The sequence below is a fragment of the Bacillus sp. FJAT-26390 genome (assembly GCF_001682865.1).
Lineage (GTDB): Bacteria > Bacillota > Bacilli > Paenibacillales > Paenibacillaceae > Pristimantibacillus.
This window is the reverse complement of record NZ_MAQX01000032.1, coordinates 454,357-471,801: the sequence shown is the minus strand read 5'-3', so window position 1 is coordinate 471,801 and position 17,445 is coordinate 454,357. Positions and strand designations below refer to the sequence as shown.

13 protein-coding genes are annotated in these 17,445 nt (G+C 55.2%); 9 read left to right on the top strand and 4 right to left on the bottom strand.

Annotated elements, in window-relative coordinates; genetic code table 11:
* Positions 1–79: 79 nt before the first annotated feature.
* Positions 80–1,069: an electron transfer flavoprotein subunit alpha/FixB family protein gene (locus tag A7975_RS22895; protein WP_065386645.1), complete on the bottom strand. Its 990-nt coding sequence runs from the start codon at positions 1,067–1,069 to the stop codon at positions 80–82.
* Positions 1,070–1,511: 442 nt separating this feature from the next.
* Positions 1,512–2,357: an electron transfer flavoprotein subunit beta/FixA family protein gene (locus tag A7975_RS22890; RefSeq protein WP_053377491.1), complete on the bottom strand. Its 846-nt coding sequence runs from the start codon at positions 2,355–2,357 to the stop codon at positions 1,512–1,514.
* A 237-nt stretch (positions 2,358–2,594) separates the two neighbouring features.
* On the opposite strand from A7975_RS22890, the gene A7975_RS22885 reads away from it, so the two are divergent.
* From A7975_RS22885 to map, 9 genes are all read left to right on the top strand, one after another.
* Positions 2,595–4,835 (top strand): (Fe-S)-binding protein, encoded by a 2,241-nt coding sequence (locus tag A7975_RS22885; protein WP_082198391.1) that lies wholly within the window; start codon positions 2,595–2,597, stop codon positions 4,833–4,835.
* 44 nt (positions 4,836–4,879) lie between these two features.
* The gene (locus tag A7975_RS22880) at positions 4,880–7,321 is read left to right on the top strand and encodes a 3-hydroxyacyl-CoA dehydrogenase/enoyl-CoA hydratase family protein (RefSeq protein ID WP_065386644.1); all 2,442 of its coding nucleotides are present in this window, start codon (positions 4,880–4,882) and stop codon (positions 7,319–7,321) included.
* A gap of 21 nt (positions 7,322–7,342) precedes the next feature.
* Positions 7,343–8,557, top strand: coding sequence for an acetyl-CoA C-acyltransferase (locus A7975_RS22875; RefSeq protein WP_065386643.1), 1,215 nt, complete (start codon positions 7,343–7,345; stop codon positions 8,555–8,557).
* Between the two features lie 88 nt (positions 8,558–8,645).
* A complete protein-coding gene (locus tag A7975_RS22870) occupies positions 8,646–10,436 on the top strand; it encodes an acyl-CoA dehydrogenase family protein (RefSeq protein WP_065386642.1) in 1,791 nt (596 codons plus the stop codon).
* A 15-nt stretch (positions 10,437–10,451) separates the two neighbouring features.
* On the top strand, positions 10,452–12,227 hold the full coding sequence (locus A7975_RS22865) for a long-chain-fatty-acid--CoA ligase (protein WP_082198390.1): 1,776 nt from the start codon (positions 10,452–10,454) through the stop codon (positions 12,225–12,227).
* A gap of 5 nt (positions 12,228–12,232) precedes the next feature.
* Positions 12,233–12,661, top strand: coding sequence for a PaaI family thioesterase (locus A7975_RS22860; RefSeq protein WP_065386875.1), 429 nt, complete (start codon positions 12,233–12,235; stop codon positions 12,659–12,661).
* A 139-nt stretch (positions 12,662–12,800) separates the two neighbouring features.
* Positions 12,801–13,022, top strand: coding sequence for a hypothetical protein (locus tag A7975_RS22855; protein WP_053372931.1), 222 nt, complete (start codon positions 12,801–12,803; stop codon positions 13,020–13,022).
* Between the two features lie 181 nt (positions 13,023–13,203).
* Positions 13,204–13,392, top strand: coding sequence for a hypothetical protein (locus A7975_RS22850; RefSeq protein ID WP_053372930.1), 189 nt, complete (start codon positions 13,204–13,206; stop codon positions 13,390–13,392).
* Between the two features lie 400 nt (positions 13,393–13,792).
* A complete protein-coding gene (map, locus tag A7975_RS22845) occupies positions 13,793–14,545 on the top strand; it encodes a type I methionyl aminopeptidase (RefSeq protein WP_053372929.1) in 753 nt (250 codons plus the stop codon).
* A gap of 102 nt (positions 14,546–14,647) precedes the next feature.
* On the opposite strand, the gene A7975_RS22840 is transcribed toward map, so the two are convergent.
* Together A7975_RS22840 and A7975_RS22835 are read right to left on the bottom strand one after the other, a co-directional pair.
* Positions 14,648–15,031 carry a RidA family protein gene (locus tag A7975_RS22840; RefSeq protein WP_053372928.1) on the bottom strand — a complete coding sequence of 128 codons (384 nt, stop codon included), beginning with the start codon at positions 15,029–15,031 and terminating at the stop codon, positions 14,648–14,650.
* A 40-nt stretch (positions 15,032–15,071) separates the two neighbouring features.
* Positions 15,072–17,315, bottom strand: coding sequence for an AraC family transcriptional regulator (locus tag A7975_RS22835; RefSeq protein WP_065386641.1), 2,244 nt, complete (start codon positions 17,313–17,315; stop codon positions 15,072–15,074).
* Between the last annotated feature and the right edge of the window lie 130 nt (positions 17,316–17,445).

The window sequence follows — 17,445 nt, the reverse complement described above, 5'->3', positions numbered from 1 at the left end:
TTGGGGGTCGGGGAGGCCTCTGCTAGAGCCGCTTGCAGCAGCTGGCAGGGACGCGAATAGTACTGATGTGAAAATAAATCTAGGCTCTAGCGCGCTCCAGCTCTGTCGTCAGCAATGGCACGACCTCGAACAAATCGCCGACGATGCCGTAATCCGCGACGCCGAAGATCGGGGCGTCCGGATCTTTGTTGATGGCGACAATAACGCGCGATTGGCTCATGCCGGCAAGATGCTGGATGGCCCCGCTTATGCCGCAGGCGATATAAAGCTGCGGGGTAACCACCTTGCCGGTTTGCCCGATTTGCAGCGCATAATCGCAATAGCCGGCATCGCAGGCGCCGCGCGAGGCGCCGACAGCGCCGCCGAGCGCGGCAGCCATCGCTTGCAGCGGCTCGAAGCCAGCCGCGCTGCGCACGCCCCGGCCGCCGGATACGACGATGTCGGCTTCGGCGAGATCAAGCTGGCCGCCGGTGCGGCGCACAAGGCTGCGCACGGCGGTGTAAAGCGGCGGCACCGTGAACGGCAGAGCCGTGACGGTGCCCGATATGTCGGCGGCGTCCAGCGGCTCCGCCGCCGGCAAGTTATTCGGGCGCACCGTGATAACCCACGGATGGCCCGGCACGAAGCTGCGCCGCTCGAACGCCTTCCCGGCGTAGAGCGGGCGGGTGAAAAGGACGTCATCGCTGCCATCTGCTTCAATGGCGATGACGTCAGCGATGTGGCCGGCGCCATGGGCCGCGGCCACGCGGGGCGCGAGCTCGCGCCCCATAGCGGTGTGGCCGAGCAGCAGCGCGTCCGGCTGCACCGCAGCCATGGCTGCGCCGAGGGCGGCGAAGTACGCCTCGGGCGCGAAGGCGCGGAGGGAAGGATCGTCGGCGATATGCACGACGTCCGCCCCCCGCGCTGCCAGCGCGGCGGCTTCTTCCGCCGCGCCGCCGGTGCAGGCAAGGACGGCATGGACAGCGCCGTCCTTGCCTGCGAGCCGCCGTGCTGCGCCGAGTGCCTCCAGCGCCACCCGGCGGAGTACGCCGTCCCGGCTCTCTGCAAATACAAGAATGGTTTTGGACATAGGATGCAGCTCCTCTCCCCTAACTTTTATACTGAAACCAGGCATTGCCTTGGACAAACTTTTATTGCTGCTGCGCAGATCTTGGATAGCTGCTCAGTATGGCATGCCAAGTGGCTGCGCTGCGGTTTATACAATAAAAACCTCACATCAGAGCTTAATTCGCTGGTTACGCTGCACCTCAGCGCAGTACGAAATCCCGCCCCGCTAACTCAAGTTCCGCAGCAACAAGCTATCCCACCCACTAACTCAAACCGTACACCGAAGTTACAATCGCCTGTTACCTGTTACAGTTAACGCGCCGCCGCGTTGCAACGCTTTCAGCCATGAACGCACGATCCCCCGTACAGGCTTCCTCATCAAAGCTGCACAAACTCCCACGCCACGCTGCAAACACATCGCAACCTTCGCGCCGCGCTCGCAAACACACCGCAAAGCCCAACCATCAAAGAAGCTTCGCTTCTTCCCGCAGCAGCGAAACGAGCGCTGTCGCTTGCTCCGCCGGCGCGCCGGGGATGCGCTTGCCCGCTGCGCGCGGCGGTGGCGGGAGCAGCTGCGAGCGGGCGGTGCGCGGTGCGACGCCCTCAGCCGTTAGCGCGCCGCTGCCGATCAGCTCCTCCAGCGTTACGGTGCGCAGCGGCTTGCGCTTTGCCTTCATAATGCCCGGCAGCGACGGATAACGCGGCTCGTTGAGTCCCTGCTGCGCCGTAATAAGCGCGGGCAGCGGGATCGATACGGTCTCCGTATCGCCTTCGACATCGCGCTCGACTAAGGCATAACGCTCGGCGGTCACCGATGCGGGAGCGCTAAGCACGCCATCCGCAGGCAGAGCGCTTAGCTCGCCAGCAGTCACAAGGGTGAGCTTGATGGCGGAGGTGGCATGCGGCAAGGAAAGGCGCTGCGCCACTTGCAGCGCCACGCTACCGGCGCCGCTATCGACTGCGAATAAGCCCGCCAGCAGCAGATCGGGAGCAAGCGGCTTGATCACGGCAGCCAGGGCAGCGGCGATAGAGGTACCGTCATCAGGCAGGGCTGAGCTGTCCAGCCGAACAGCCTCGTCCGCTCCAATCGCGAGCGCCGTGCGGAGCGCATCTTGCGACCGCTCGGGCCCGCAGGTGATGACGATGACCTCGCCGCCGAGCCGCTCGCGCTGGCGAAGCGCTTCCTCGAGCGCATACTCGTCGTATGGGTTAATGACAAATTTGGCTTCACTTTCATCGACACCCGTCTTTGTTACGACGATTTTTTCCTCGGTATCGAACGTTTGCTTGAGAAGCACCACTATTTTCAGCATAGAAGCTCCCTCACTTATTTCGATATTTGGTTAACACGTCCATCATTGCTACGATATGACGTTAATCAAATGAATAGACCGTACGCATTCCCCCTGCGAGCGGCATGTTCAACGCAAAAAGCTCATATACATGGAGCACCGCGGCTATTTTGAAAGCGTTCCAAAGCTTGTCCGACTACTTCACACGCAGAGGTGCTTGTTCCTTAAGCCGGCATATATGAGGGGGCGAGGCATATGCCAACGTATTTGGCGTTAAAGCAGGTCGATCAATGGCTGATCTGGGGAAGATGGACATTGTTTGCGGCGGTTGTGCTCATTGCTGTTTCTATGTTCGTGCTTGTTGTGCAGAGGCGCGTCTTGTACATGCGGCTTGGAGTGCCGACGCTGTTTAAGCGGTATGCGCGCAAGCCAAAAAGCAAAACCAGCTTCAGCGGCCAAGTGCTTGGCCATCGCAAGCTGCTTAATGACGTGCGGAGCGGAATCATGCATCTGGTTTATTTTTACGGCTTTATTGTGCTTCAGTTTGGCGCGGCGGACTTGATATGGAAAGGGCTAAGCGAAGGCGAGCCGCTTCCGCTGCCCTACTATAACGGGTTCTCGCTGACGCAGGAAATGACGGTAACGCTTGTGTTTGCAGCCGTTCTTTATGGCGCATTTCGCCGTTACGGAGAGAAGCTGCCCCGGCTAAAAAGGGGCTGGAAGCCATCGCTCGTCATGTGGTTTATCGGCTCCTTGATGCTCACGGTTCTTTTCACCTTAGCCTTCGAGCGGCTGTCTGCCGCAAGCGGTACGGGTGCCTCTGTCGTAGAAGCAAGCTATGCGCCGGTCAGCAATCAGCTGGCAAATCTCCTTGAAAGCATAGGCGTACAGCCGCAAAGCGCGGCCGCCCATGCGGGCTTTGAACTGTTTTGGTGGCTGCATCTTCTTGTGCTGCTGAGCTTCCTCGTTTATGTGCCGCAGTCGAAGCATTTTCACTTGCTGTCTGCTCCGGTCAATCTTTGGTTCCGGCGCAGCACCCCGCCCGGCCGCCTTGCGCCGCTCGATTTGGAGGACGAGGAGGCAGAGTCGTTCGGGGCTGGGAAGGTGGAGCATTTCTCGCAAAAGCAGATGCTTGACTTGTACGCATGCGTCGAATGCGGCCGCTGTACGAATGTTTGTCCGGCAGCGAGCACCGGGAAGCTGTTGTCGCCGATGCATCTTATTGTGAAGCTAAGGGATCATTTGACCGAAAAAGGCGCCGCCATTACGTCAAAGTCACCGTGGCTGCCTGCCGGCATCTGGCAATCCAAGAGCAATGCTCCTCGCGCCCATGTGATGGGAGCGGTGCTTCCCGCTTGGGAGGCGGCCTTCGAGGGAGAAACAAATATTGAGCCGACGATGGCGGCGCAGGCAGGCGCATGGAGCGTGAAAGAGGGCGCTAAGCCGGAGGAGGTGGAGCTGATCGGCGAGGTGCTGACCGAGGAGGAGCTTTGGGCGTGCACGACCTGCCGCAATTGCGAGGAGCAGTGTCCGGTTGGGAATGAGCATGTCGACAAAATCATCGATATGCGCCGTTATTTGGTCTTAATGGAAGGCAGGCTGCCGTCGGATGGGCAGAGAGCGCTTCAAAACATCGAGCGCCAAAGCAATCCGTGGGGCTTGCCGCGCGCGGAACGGGCTGCATGGATTGCCGATTGCGAGAGCCGCACCGGCATAAAAGTCAACACGATGCAGGAGCTGAAGCAGCAGGGCAAAAAAGCCGACGTCCTGCTATGGGCAGGCTCGATGGGAGCCTACGATATGCGGAGCCGCCGCGTGTTGTACGATGTGGTGCGGCTGCTTGTTCAGGCGGGCGTCAGCTTCGCTACGCTGGGCCTCGAGGAGAAAAGCTCCGGCGATACGGCAAGGCGGATCGGCAATGAGCTGCTTTTTCAAGAGCTGTGCCGCGAGAATATCGAGACGCTCAGCAAATATGACGTCAAGCATATCGTAACGGCTTGCCCGCATACCTATAACACGTTCAAAAATGAATATCCTGATTTTGGCCTCAGCACAGACATCGTGGTGGAGCATCATACGGAGCTGCTTGCTCGCTTGCTTGCGGAAGGCTCGCTGCTGCCGGTGCATACGATCGACGAGCGCGTGACCGTGCATGATTCTTGTTATCTCAGTCGTTATAACGACACTTACGAGGCGCCGCGCAATCTGCTTCGGGCGATCCCGGGCGTGACGATTGAAGAGATGGAGCGCTCGCGCTCGAACGGCATGTGCTGCGGCGCTGGCGGCGGCTTGATGTGGATGGAGGAGCATTCAGGCACCCGGGTTAACCATGCGAGAGCAGCTCAGGCGCTTGAAGTAAAGCCGTCCGTTATTAGCTCGGCCTGCCCGTATTGCCTCACGATGATGGAGGATGGACTGAAGGCTTTATCTGCTGATGAGAAAGTAATCGCGCGCGATGTGGCAGAGCTGCTGGCCGAGAGCGTATTCGGCGAGTAAGGCAGACGCATCGGATTTAGGGGAAGAAAAGAAGGAGGTCGCCTATGACATTACAAGCGTCGCAAAAAAACGCCAGTTCTATACGCAGAGCCGCCGTCATCGGCTCCGGCGTAATGGGCGCCGGCATCGCTGCGCATCTGGCGAATGCGGGCATGCAAGTCGTGCTGCTGGACGTAGTCCCGCGGTCGCTGACGGAAGAGGAGGAGCGGAAGGGGCTGACGCTCTCTGACGCCAAGGTTCGCAATCGGCTGGCGAGCGCGGCCGTTGCCAGGATGGGCAAGGCACAGCCGGCACAGCTCTATGACCCTTCTTGGTCATCCCGCATCACGCCGGGCAATTTAACCGATCATTTGGAAGCGCTGGGCGAGGCGGATTGGATCGTTGAAGCGGTTGTCGAGAGGCTGGATATTAAGCGCGAGGTGCTTGCAGCGATTGAATCGGCTCGCAAGCCGGGAGCCATCGTCTCAACAAATACGTCGGGATTATCGGCGGCTTCTATGGTTAAGGGCAGGAGCGAGGAGTTTCGGCGGCATTTTGGCGTGACGCACTTTTTTAACCCGCCGCGCTATATGAAGCTCGTCGAGATTGTTCCGACCGCGGATACGGCTCCCGATGTCGTGGCGCTGCTGAAGGAGGTTTGCGAGAAACGGCTCGGCAAAGGTGTCGTCATTGCGAAGGATACGCCAAACTTCATTGCGAACCGGATCGGAACCTACGGCATGCTCGTCACGCTCGAGGATACGATACGCTTCGGACTTACGGTAGAAGAGGCAGATGCGTTGACCGGCCCGGCGATGGGCAGGCCAAAGACGGCGACGCTGCGCATGCTTGATCTCGTTGGGCTCGATACGCTGCTGCATGTCGTGGACAATGTGCGGGAGCGAAGCGGCGACCCTGAGGAGCAGGCGATTTTTGCAAGGCCGCCGCTGCTGGAGCAGCTGGTTGCCTCGGGGAGGCTCGGCGAGAAGTCGGGAGCCGGCTTTTATAAGAAGGTGAAGGGAAAGGGCGGCAGCGAGATTGAATCGCTCAAGCTGGATACGCTTGAGTACGGGCCGAAGCGCTCCATTAATTCGCCAATCATCGATGCGTCCAAAGCGGCGAAAGGCGCGGCGGCAAAGGTGAAAGCGCTGCTTCGCACCGATCCTCGTGATCGCTACGCGAAATTCGCATGGTCGACGATCAAAAAAACGCTTCTCTACTCAGCCGCGCAAGTCGGAATCATCGCGGATTCGATCTCGGATATTGACCGAGCGATGCGCTGGGGCTTCAACTGGGAGCTTGGCCCGTTCGAGCTATGGGATGCGATAGGGCTGCGGGAATCGGTGCAGCAAATGGAGAAGGAGGGCGAGGATATACCGGCTTGGGTGCGTGCTTGGCTCGAAGCAGGGCATGAAAGCTTTTATAAGGTCGAGGGCAATGAACGTGTTTATTCGGCGAGCGGCGCCTATAAGCAGGAGGAGGCGGAAGTTGACTCGATTTCTTTAGCGTCATTAAAGGCTTCGGGAAAAACCGTCCTATCGACTGCCGGCGCGAGCTTGATCGATATCGGGGATGACGTCGTGCTCCTCGAGTTCCATTCCGCGAACAATGCGATCGGCGGGGATATTTTGTCCGTCATCCAGCAGAGCGCGAAGGAGGTATCCCTGAATTGGCGCGGCCTTGTGGTTGCGAATGAAGGGCGGAATTTTTGCGTCGGCGCGAATTTGATGCTGCTGCTGATGGAAGCGCAGAGCGGCGAGTGGGATGAGGTCGAGGATATTATCCGCTTCTTCCAGGGCAGCATGCTGGAGCTTAAGCGGCTTGATCGGCCTGTCGTTGCCGCGCCGCACCGGATGACGCTTGGCGGCGGGGTTGAAGCCTGCTTGCCTGCTGACCGCATTATTTATTCGCCAGAGACATACTTTGGACTCGTGGAAACGGGAGTGGGCCTTATTCCTGCGGGCGGGGGCTGCAAGGAAGCGGCTGCGATGGCAGCTGAACGGGCTTTTATTGCAAATGGCGGCAAGCCGGGCGGAGACCTGCAGCCGCATCTGAATGCGCTGTTCGAGACGATTGCGATGGCCAAAACCTCCTCTAGCGGCTATGAGGTTAGAGGGCTTGGCTTGATGCGGCCGCAGGATATGGTCATTATGCGGCAGGAGGCGCGCATCGCCGAGGCGAAGCGGGCGGTGCTTGAGCTGGACCGGGCGGGTTATGCGCCGCCGGCGGAGGGACGCATTCGCGTTGCCGGACGTGAAGGCAAGGCGGTGCTTAAGGTGGCGGTGCAAGCGATGCAGCTAAGCGGCTATATTAGCGAGCATGACGCGCTTATAGCCGGCAAGCTTGGCGCTGTGCTCGCTGGCGGCGACATTCAGCCGGGCGCTGAGGTGAGCGAGCAATATTTGCTCGACCTGGAATGCGAAGCGTTCCTCAGCCTTTGCGGCGAGCGCAAAACGCAGGATCGCATGAGCCATATGCTGGCGACGGGCAAACCGCTGCGCAACTAACTTTTAAAGGGGGAGTGCGAAATGTCAGCTTCATCACCGTTTGAGGATCACGACCGCGATGCCGTTATCGTTGCTGCGGTGAGGACGGCGGTCGGCAAAGCATCGAAGGGGAGCTTGGCGGAGACGAGGGCGGAGGATCTAGGGCGGGCGGTGCTGCAAGGGGCGCTTGCGCGGGTGCCCGCCTTGTCGCCGGAGCTCGTGGAGGATGTGATTATCGGCTGCGCGATGCCCGAGGGGGAGCAGGGACTCAACATGGCCCGCACCATCTCGCTATACGCAGGCTTGCCGGTTACGACGCCTGCCGTTACCATTAACCGTTTTTGCGCATCGGGTCTGCAAGCCATCGCTTATGCAGCGGAGCGCATCCGGCTTGGCGATGCCGATATTATCGCGGCTGGGGGCGTCGAGAGCATGAGCCATGTGCCGATGACGGGCTTTAAGCTGTCGCCGCATCCTGCCATCGTGGATACGCGGCCTGAAGTGTATATGGGCATGGGGCATACCGCGGAAGAGGTTGCCCGCCGCTATGGCGTGACGCGCGAGGCGCAGGATGCTTTCGCGTCATCGAGCCACCGCAAGGCGGCGGCAGCGATTGAAGCAGGGCGCTTCCAAGCCGAAATCGTGCCGATAACGACTAGCCGATCAGGCGTGAACGACGCCGGTCGGCCTTGGTCGAAGGTAATCCAATTCGATACGGACGAAGGAGTGCGGCCGGAGACGACCGTTCAAACTTTAGCTCCGCTTAAGCCTTCATTTGCCCGGGAGGGCACGGTTACGGCAGGCAATACCTCGCAGATGAGCGATGGGGCAGCGGCTGTCATCGTAATGAGCCGAGCACGCGCCGCGGAGCTGGGGCTGCGGCCGCTCGCCGTATTCCGCAGCTATAGCGTGGCTGGCGTCGCTCCTGAGGTTATGGGCATCGGACCGATTGAAGCCGTGCCGAAGGCGCTGCGCAAAGCAGGGATCACGCTTGAACAGGTTGATCTCTTCGAGCTGAATGAAGCTTTTGCCGCGCAATGCGTACCGATTATTCGGGAGCTTGGGATCAACCCGGAAATTGTTAATGTGAACGGCGGAGCAATTGCGCTTGGACATCCGCTGGGCTGTACAGGGACTAAGCTAACCGTGTCGCTCATCCATGAGCTTGGCCGCAGAGGCGGCGGAATCGGTGTCGTGACGATGTGTGTAGGCGGCGGAATGGGTGCGGCAGGCATAATCGAGGTATACGGCAGCTAAATGGCATGAACAGCTAATTCTATTAATCTTTAAAGGCCATTATGATTTACGAGCCTAATAAACGAAAGACTGAAGGGAGACCTGCGGCATGACGGAGACGATACGTTTTGGCGGTCGGTTTGTCGTGGAGGACAGTATGCCGGAATCGGTTGTGACGCCCGAGGATTTCACGGAAGAGCAGCGGATGATGGGGGATGCGGCGCAGCAGTTTTTGGAAGCGGAGATTATCCCGCGCGATGCGGAGCTGGAGGCGCTGAACTACGACTTGACCGTGGAGCTGATGCGCAAAGCCGGCGAGCTGGGGCTGCTAGGCGCCGACGTGCCCGAGGCTTACGGCGGATTAGGTCTCGATAAGGTGAGCACGACTTTGCTGGCAGAGACGCTCGCGCGCGCTTCGTCGTTTGCACTCTCGGTAGGTGCCCATACGGGGATTGGCACGCTGCCTATCGTATTTTTCGGAACGGAAGCGCAAAAACAAGCCTATCTTCCTGCGCTTGCGACAGGAGAGAGAATCGCTGCCTATTGCTTAACCGAGCCTGCCTCTGGTTCGGATGCTTTGGGGGCTAAGACGACAGCAAGGCTATCGCAAGACGGCAAGCATTATGTGCTGAATGGCTCGAAGCTGTACATTACAAACGCGGGTTTTGCCGATTTGTTTATCGTCTACGCGAAGGTTGACGGTGAATATTTTACCGCGTTTATCGTCGAGAAAGGAATGCCGGGGTTCAGTATCGGGCCAGAGGAGCATAAGATGGGCATCAAGGGTTCCTCGACGCGGCCTTTGTTTTTTGAAGACGTGGCGGTTCCCGTAGAAAATGTGCTTGGGGAGGTTGGCAAAGGGCATCACATCGCTTTTAACATTTTGAATATCGGACGGTTCAAGCTTGGGGCAGCCTGCCTTGGCTCATCCAAGGAGACGATCGAGCTGGCTTCGGCTTATGCCAATACGCGCAAGCAATTCGGCAGGGCGATCTCCTCGTATCCGCTCATTGGCGCTAAGCTGGCTGACATGAACATTCGCACCTATGTGCTGGAAAGTATGGTCTACCGGACTGCTGGCTGGATCGATGCGATGCTGAGGACGACGGAGCAGGGCGGCGAAGCGGCAGACGATGGCATGAAGGTAGCGAAGGCGATCGGCGAGTATGCCATTGAATGCTCGATCGTCAAGGTGTTTGCATCTGAAGCACTCGATTTTGTTGCGGATGAAGGGGTGCAAATTCACGGCGGATACGGCTATATTCGCGAGTACAAGGTTGAACGCATTTATCGGGATTCGCGGATCAATCGCATTTTTGAAGGGACGAACGAAATTAACCGGATGCTCATTCCCGGCACGCTGATGAAGAAGGCGCTAAAGGGCGAGCTGCCGCTGCTGCGCAAAGCGCGTGCCCTGCAAGCCGAGCTGGTGCAGCCGATGCCGCTTCCGCCATTTGAGAAGCCGCTTAGCAAGGAAGCGTACCGCGTTGCGCAGGCAAAAAAGACGTTCCTCGCCATAGGCGGGCTTGCCGTGCAGAAGCTGGGGCTGCGGCTGGAGCAGGAGCAAGAGGTGCTCTGCTCGCTTGCCGATCTCATGATTAACATATTTGCCATGGAAAGCGTGCTGCTGCGCTCGCAAAAAATGTGGAAGCAAAGCGGCGGCGCTGTCTCGGAGAAAACGGACAATGTCATTGCGATGACGACGGTTTTCGTGCAGGAATCCATGGAGAAGGTGGAGTCGCTGGCGAAGCTTGCGCTTGCTTCCCTGGAGCAGGGAGACGGACTGCAAATGCAGCTTTCTATTCTGAAAAAGCTAATGCGCGCGCCGCTATCCGATACGGTAGCCTTGAAGCGAACGATTGCCGCACGTGTTATACGGAGTGAGCATTATGTCGTGTGAAGGGGGAGAGCATGAATGGATTCGCTCAGACCGGAAGACCCGTCTTTGCCCGAACAACCGCCCGCCGAAGCTGAAAAGCTCGCGCGTCCATGGCTACGTCATTACCCGAAGGAAGTTTCTCCTTCGCAGAGCTATCCCGATCAGAGCATCGTCCAATTTTTATTAAATGCGGTTAATCGTTATCCGAACCATACGGCGGTTCATTTTCTCGGCAAAATCTTAACCTACGGGCAGCTTCATGATGATGCTGTCCGCCTCGCATACGGTCTCCTTTCACTCGGCATCGCCAAAGGAGACCGCGTGGCGATTATGCTTCCGAATTGCCCGCAGGCAGTCGTAGCCTATTACGGCGTACTGCTTGCAGGCGGCATCGTCGTGCAGACAAATCCGCTTTACGTTGAACGAGAGCTGGAGCATCAGCTGAATGATAGCGGCGCCGTCGCCATTATTACGGTCGATATGCTCTATCCGCGTTTGTCACGGGTTCGCGGCAAGCTTCCCGAGGAGGGGCCGCTGCCTAAGCTTAGGCATGCCGTCATTACGTCGATTAAGGATGGGCTTCCGTTTCCGAAAAATTTGCTCTATCCCCTTAAGCAGCGCAAAGAGGGCTTTCGCGCAGACATTCCTTATGGCAGCTTTGGCGTAGTCAGCTACAGGAAGCTGCTGGCCGCGAAGAAGCCGTCCACGCCGCTGCCCGCGCCTGCCAAGAGCGCAGAGCTAGCCGTGCTGCAATACACGGGAGGCACGACAGGCACGCCAAAGGGCGTGATGCTGTCGCATGGCAATCTCATCGCCAACACGATGCAAATCTCCGCTTGGTGCTACAAGGCGGAGGATGGCAAGGAACGTTTTCTTGCGGCGCTGCCTCTGTTTCACGTGTTTGGATTAACGGTATTAATGAATATGTCGGTGCTGCGCGCAGGCACGCTTATTTTGCTTCCTCGTTTTGAGGTAGAGACGGTGCTGCAAACGATCAATCAGCAGAAGCCGACGATTTTTCCGGGGGCGCCCACGATGTATGTGGCGCTTATCCACCATAAAGCTGCTGCCAAAACCGATCTTTCTTCTATTAATGTGTGCATAAGCGGATCGTCGGCATTGCCGCTTGAGGTGCAGGAGCAGTTCGAGTCAATGACCGGAGGCAGGCTGATAGAAGGCTACGGCCTATCGGAAGCGTCACCCGTCACACATGCAAACCCAATATGGGGACATCGCAAAATCGGCACGATCGGCATACCTCTCCCCGACACCGATGCAGCGGTTATTAGCCCGGAAACCGGTGAAAGGGTGGGGATAGGCGAGCTTGGCGAGCTAGTTGTACGCGGTCCGCAGGTTATGCAGGGCTACTGGAATAAGCCAGTGGAAACCGAACAGGTGCTGCGGGACGGCTGGCTGTATACAGGCGATCTCGGGACGATGGATGCAGACGGTTTCTTTACCGTAATGGATCGGATCAAGGATGTGATCATCGCAGGGGGATTCAACATTTATCCGCGCGAGGTAGAGGAAGTGCTGTTCGAGCATCCGGCTGTACGTGAAGCAGCCGTTATCGGGGTGAAGGATGAATACCGGGGCGAGACGGTGAAAGCATTTATCGTGTTTAAGGAGGGCTGGCAGGTTTCGAGCAGCCAGCTAGACCGATGGTGCAGAGAACGGTTAGCGTCTTACAAAGTGCCTCATCACTATTCCTTTCGGGAAACGCTTCCAAAGACAATGGTCGGGAAGGTGCTCCGCCGGAAGCTGCAGGAGGAGGAAGCGGAGAAGCAGGCCGCCAAGGATAAGGGAGAGTGAACGGCATGGATGAGGAATGGTTTATTCAGCAGGCAGACCAGGCCGGTCACTTGACAAGGCTTGCGGAGCGGGCGCAGGCAACGTTTTGGGGAGTGCTCGGCTGTGAGGTTGTGCAGGCCAGCGGCAATAAGGCAACCATCTGCTTAGATGCGACGGAGAGGCATTTGAATTTGCTTGGCATCGTTCACGGCGGCGTGCTTATGTCTCTGCTGGATAATGCAATGGGACTCGTGGTCATGCTGGCGATGCCGGATGAGCGAACGGTTACGGCGAATTTAAATACACAGTTTCTTGCCAGCAGCAAAGGCGGCGTCATCGTATGCGAGGCTGAGCTGGTGCACCGGACAAAACGTTCGCTGACGCTGCAAGCGCAGGTTAAGGATGACGGAGGCAAGCTGCTTGGGCTTGGAATGGGCACTTATCGAATCATTTAGCGGGCTGGAAGGGGCAATTTGCTTGCCCGCTTCCAATTCGCTATAATATCTAATATATGGAAAGTATAAAGGCTTTAAAAATGACTAATATTTAGCCGTATTTTACCGATAAATGTAGTAGAGGAAAGGAGGCGAGGACATGGTGCAAGGCTGGGTTACAACGTTGGTGCTGGCATTCGGAATTGTGGTTGCCATTATAGGCGTGATCGCATATTTAAGAATGTTTCGTAAAGACAGGCTCTCTTCCACTTCACATCCGGCAGCCGATGTCTCGCCTCCAACCGTTAACAATGCAGTAAAGCTAATGGATAACGGGCATAATAAGGATAGCAAACCCGAACATGTCTTGCCTCCAGATTAATAATTGTTAACTTTCATATTCGAAACCAAAATGTTATAATAGTAAGAAAAATGCGAACATTGTGACTCATTGGCCATGGAGTTACCTGCACCGAATGGGGGTTCTTGCGGTGTAACCGCCGCATGCGGTCTCGTATTATGCTGTTTAGGACGACCATCCAACGTAAAGGGGAGGAGATTTCATGGCGAAGCATAGCCAGAATGAAGTCAAGGAAAGCCTGAAGGAACTCACGAGAATTTTTCAACCCAAGGACCCGCGTAAATTTGTTAAGGAGTATATTCGCAAGTACCGGATCACCGGAGGCTACGAGGATGAATTGACGACATTGGTGGAAAATGAATTAGGCAGAATGAACTCCTCGGTCAGCTAACTCATCATGTATAATACGGCTTTGTAAACTGCCTTCCGGCAGGGTACAAAGCCTTTTTTGTTTATCTTCTGCCTTATTGGTCATTTTCTAAAAGCTTATCCCGCTGTCGTAATCGTAACCCGCCCGCCAGAGAAAAGTTATTATTTTACATAAAACCATACATTAGGAATTAAAGGGCTGACCGCCTTGTTAAATATTCGTATTTAACCCACGCAATCATAATTTCGCCATATATGTTCGGCATGTGGCTCCTTTTTCCCGAATAAGTTATACATAGACAAATCTACTCGTTATCGCAGGTTTGTTAATCGTACGAAGTGAATTTTGCTACCTCAAAACCTAGGTCTAAGCTTACGGAGTGGATTTTGCTTCGCAAAACCTTAAGGAGGTTAGTACACACATGGCAGTGGATTTGAAAACGAAGGAACATATTCGGGGTATTCGCAAGGCTGGACGTATCGTCGCTGCCTGTCACAAGGCGCTCTCGAAGAGGATCGCGCCGGGAGTTACGACGCAGGAAATTGATCGTTTTGTTGAACGGTTCATGCTTGACCGGGGAGCAACGCCAGCACAGAAGGGCTATAAGGGATACCCGTTTGCCACGTGTGCTTCCGTTAATGAGGTTGTCTGCCATGGCTTTCCTGATTCAGAGCCGCTTGAAGCGGGTGATATCGTTACGATTGATATGGTTGCTGACTTGGATGGCTGGAAGGCGGATTCCGCATGGACTTACGCGATCGGCAAGACGAACTATGCTACCGAAAAGCTGCTGCTTGCAGCAGAGCAAGCGCTGCTCGACGGCATAAAGCAAGCTAAGCTTGGCAATCGGCTGGGCGACATCGGTTATGCGGTGCAGACGAGAGCGGAGAGGGCTGGCTTTGAGGTTGTGACGGCGTTCGTTGGCCATGGCATCGGCAGAAGCATGCACGAATTTCCGGAGGTCATGCACAGAGGCATTCCTGGACAGGGAATAGAGCTGGAAGAAGGCATGGTCATTACGATAGAGCCCATCATAACGGCAGGAAGGGCGGACGTATACATTACGCAGGACGGCTGGACGGCGCGCACGAGGGACGGGGCATGGGCAGCACAATTCGAACATACGGTAGCGATTACAAAGGAAGGCCCGATTGTATTGACACGCTGGGATTAACGAGGGAAAACCAATTGTTATACAAGCCCGAAAAAAGCCGAGCGAGCGCAGGATAACCAGCCTGCACCTGCACGGCCTTTTTAAATAGATAAACAGGCGTATTTAATCCAGAGATGCTTCAACTTCTATTTCAACGAGCATAAGAGGGTCGATCAGCGCTTTTACCTCCACCATCGTCGCAACAGGCTGAATCTGTTTGAAAAACTCGCCGTGCGCCTTGCCGATCTCTTCCCACTTGGAGATGTCCGTTACAAACATTCTTGTGCGTAAGACATGGGACATATCAGCCCCCAGCTCATTCAGCGCCTTCTCGATCGTTTGCAAAATATATTTCGTTTGCTCGTATGGATTGCCGATCCCGACAACCTCGCCGTCCTTCATCGCCGTCGTTCCCGCTACTTCGATGCGATTGCCTACCCGTATAGCGCGGCAATATCCTACAAGAGGCTCCCAAGGCGAGCCGGTAAAGACCTGCTGTCTATTCAAAATATCTACTCCTACCCCGTGTTAGTATGATAAGTACGCTTTAACCGAGCTTCATTTTCCGGTAGTCGGAAGGCGTCACGCCGAAGCTCTTCTTGAACATGCGATGGAAATAAGAGCTGCTTGTATAGCCGCTCTTCACCGCGATGTCGACGATGGACCAGTCGGTATTCTCCAAATGCTCCTGCGCCCGCTCCAGCCGCACATTATTAATGACATCAACGATTGCGCTTAACGTCTGCTGCTTATAAACCCGGCTTAAGTAGATGGAGGACATATCCAGCTCGTCGGCAATCCAGTTCAAGCTAAGGTTCGGATTGGCGTATTCCCGTTGAATAAGCTCGTTGATCTTGCGGATCAAATCACTTTGCTTCGTCGAGCGCTTCGCTGACAGCTTCGTCTGGATATCGTCGAACAACGAGAAGAAAATGTCATTCACTTCATTAATCGTTTCAAAATGGTCAGGCGATGGAATGTGGATGCTGAGGCTCGCTTCAACGTCGAGACAGTTATTTTTCTGTATCGTGAACAAAATGTTGTTGACTGTCATCGTCAGATGGGAGATGGCAAGCTGCACGACATGAATGGGATACGCCGCTGTCTCCTGCACGATTTCCGCGAACAGCTTCTTCGCTTCCTCCGTCTTGGAGGTCATCAAGGCGTCCGTCAATTTCCGTTCACGGTCAACCGGGAAAATATACTCCTTTGATTTTAAGCCCATGATATCCTGGGCGTCAATCAAGCAGCCATGCCCATAAAATAAGCGATGCTGCGATGCTTCCTTCACCAGCTTATAGAGATGGGATAGATGCTGCGCTTGGTAAGCTTCCGGGCTGTAAGTAACGGAGAGGCCAATTTTCAAATAATCCAACGACGATTGTTGAATTTGGCCGAGCACCGTCCGAAGCAGCTCATCATCAGATTCATCGGTATCATCGAGACGATTAAGAAGCATAATAACATAATCGGCATCCATATCGACCGTCTCTACCCGGTAATGCTTCAGTCCGATTTCCCCGCTGATATTCATAATCGCGAATTTGTAGACATGCAGATCATCGCCGCGCGTTTGCCGCAGGGCGGCAAGCTGGTCTATTTTTAACAGGACGACCCGGTAACGTGAATTGAAATCAAAGGTGATCCCTACATGGGACAGCCTTTGAAGCTGGGTACTCGTCTGCAGCGACTGCGAGCCTTGGATAAGGCTGCGCAGCATATTTTGCCTGATCGTATAGGAGCTGTTACGTTTCTCTGTCTCCAGAATGTTCATTTTGCTCATGATCTGATGGATCGGGCGGTACAGCATGCGAGAGAGCAGCCATGATATGAATAAGCCAATGACCAAAATAACCGCAGCGATCAATATCGTCATATTGCGGATGGAATAGATCGCTTTGGTTACCTGCTTGTAAGGCGTAACGCGTACATATTGCCAGTCCAGCGAATCCGGCGAGGTATAGGAGACAAGAGATTTTTTGCCTTCAAAATCCGCAACGATATAGCCGGATTCCTTATTTCTTATTTTATTGGTAAGCAGCGCATTGTCCTTATCGCTTAATTGCTTCGGCAGCAGCGAATCGCCTGACAGAAGACGCTCCTGATTGTCCAATATAAACGATTTCCCCTCGCTGTCGCTCTTATTCACGCCAATGTCCTTATTGATCCAAGCGGATGAAATATTAATGATAACGGCGGAATTAACCGTTTGCGTTTTGCCGATGGCATCAAACCCTAAATAAGTGTACGCCTTCGTTAACTGCTCTCCAGCCAAGCTGACCGTTGTGTACGTTCTAGGGATTGGCGTAAACGGACGGTACTGCTGGAAATTGCCGAGTATATCGAGTATCCCCTTATCCGCAAGCTCCTCTTTGCTGAACGTGCCGCTCTCTCCCTGCCGGCTGGCTGTGTAGAAGAGGCCATTCGCTGAATTGTATACATAGATGGATTCGATAAAAGGCATCGAGTTCAAATAGTTGTTCAGCTCGTTCATCGCAGCGGTCACATCGTAGATGTTAGGCTCCGTGTAGAACATCAGCTTAGCGACATTGAAGGTTCTATACATTTGGAAGGATAGGGATTGCGCGCTCTCAGTCATGCTGATCACTTCTTTGCTCGTTTGGGTTAAATTGCTCACGTCGGATTGATATGCCTTCTTCAAATCAATTTGCATATAGGTGAAGAAATAAAATAAGGAGGATACCAATAACGTTAGTACAATGCATAAGGTAATCGTGAACAGCAGCTTGCTGTACAATTTTCCGTTGTTTTTCAAATGAACTGCTGACATGCTAGCCCCCCTCTATGTATATAAAGCTTCTTTAGGATAACGCCGTGGCAAAACTTTCGTAAGCGCTTCCTAATTTTAAATGCCGTTCACCCGGAGCTTCGGCCCATTAGTTTGAATATTTCACTCCATA

Coding starts and splice junctions, on each gene's coding strand:
- A7975_RS22860 (WP_065386875.1), top strand. CDS start 12,233: ATGGATGAGGAATGGTTTATTCAGCAGGCAGACCAGGCCGGTCACTTG.
- A7975_RS22855 (WP_053372931.1), top strand. CDS start 12,801: ATGGTGCAAGGCTGGGTTACAACGTTGGTGCTGGCATTCGGAATTGTG.
- A7975_RS22870 (WP_065386642.1), top strand. CDS start 8,646: ATGACGGAGACGATACGTTTTGGCGGTCGGTTTGTCGTGGAGGACAGT.
- A7975_RS22875 (WP_065386643.1), top strand. CDS start 7,343: ATGTCAGCTTCATCACCGTTTGAGGATCACGACCGCGATGCCGTTATC.
- map (WP_053372929.1), top strand. CDS start 13,793: ATGGCAGTGGATTTGAAAACGAAGGAACATATTCGGGGTATTCGCAAG.
- A7975_RS22835 (WP_065386641.1), bottom strand. CDS start 17,315: ATGTCAGCAGTTCATTTGAAAAACAACGGAAAATTGTACAGCAAGCTG.
- A7975_RS22865 (WP_082198390.1), top strand. CDS start 10,452: ATGGATTCGCTCAGACCGGAAGACCCGTCTTTGCCCGAACAACCGCCC.
- A7975_RS22885 (WP_082198391.1), top strand. CDS start 2,595: ATGCCAACGTATTTGGCGTTAAAGCAGGTCGATCAATGGCTGATCTGG.
- A7975_RS22850 (WP_053372930.1), top strand. CDS start 13,204: ATGGCGAAGCATAGCCAGAATGAAGTCAAGGAAAGCCTGAAGGAACTC.
- A7975_RS22880 (WP_065386644.1), top strand. CDS start 4,880: ATGACATTACAAGCGTCGCAAAAAAACGCCAGTTCTATACGCAGAGCC.
- A7975_RS22895 (WP_065386645.1), bottom strand. CDS start 1,069: ATGTCCAAAACCATTCTTGTATTTGCAGAGAGCCGGGACGGCGTACTC.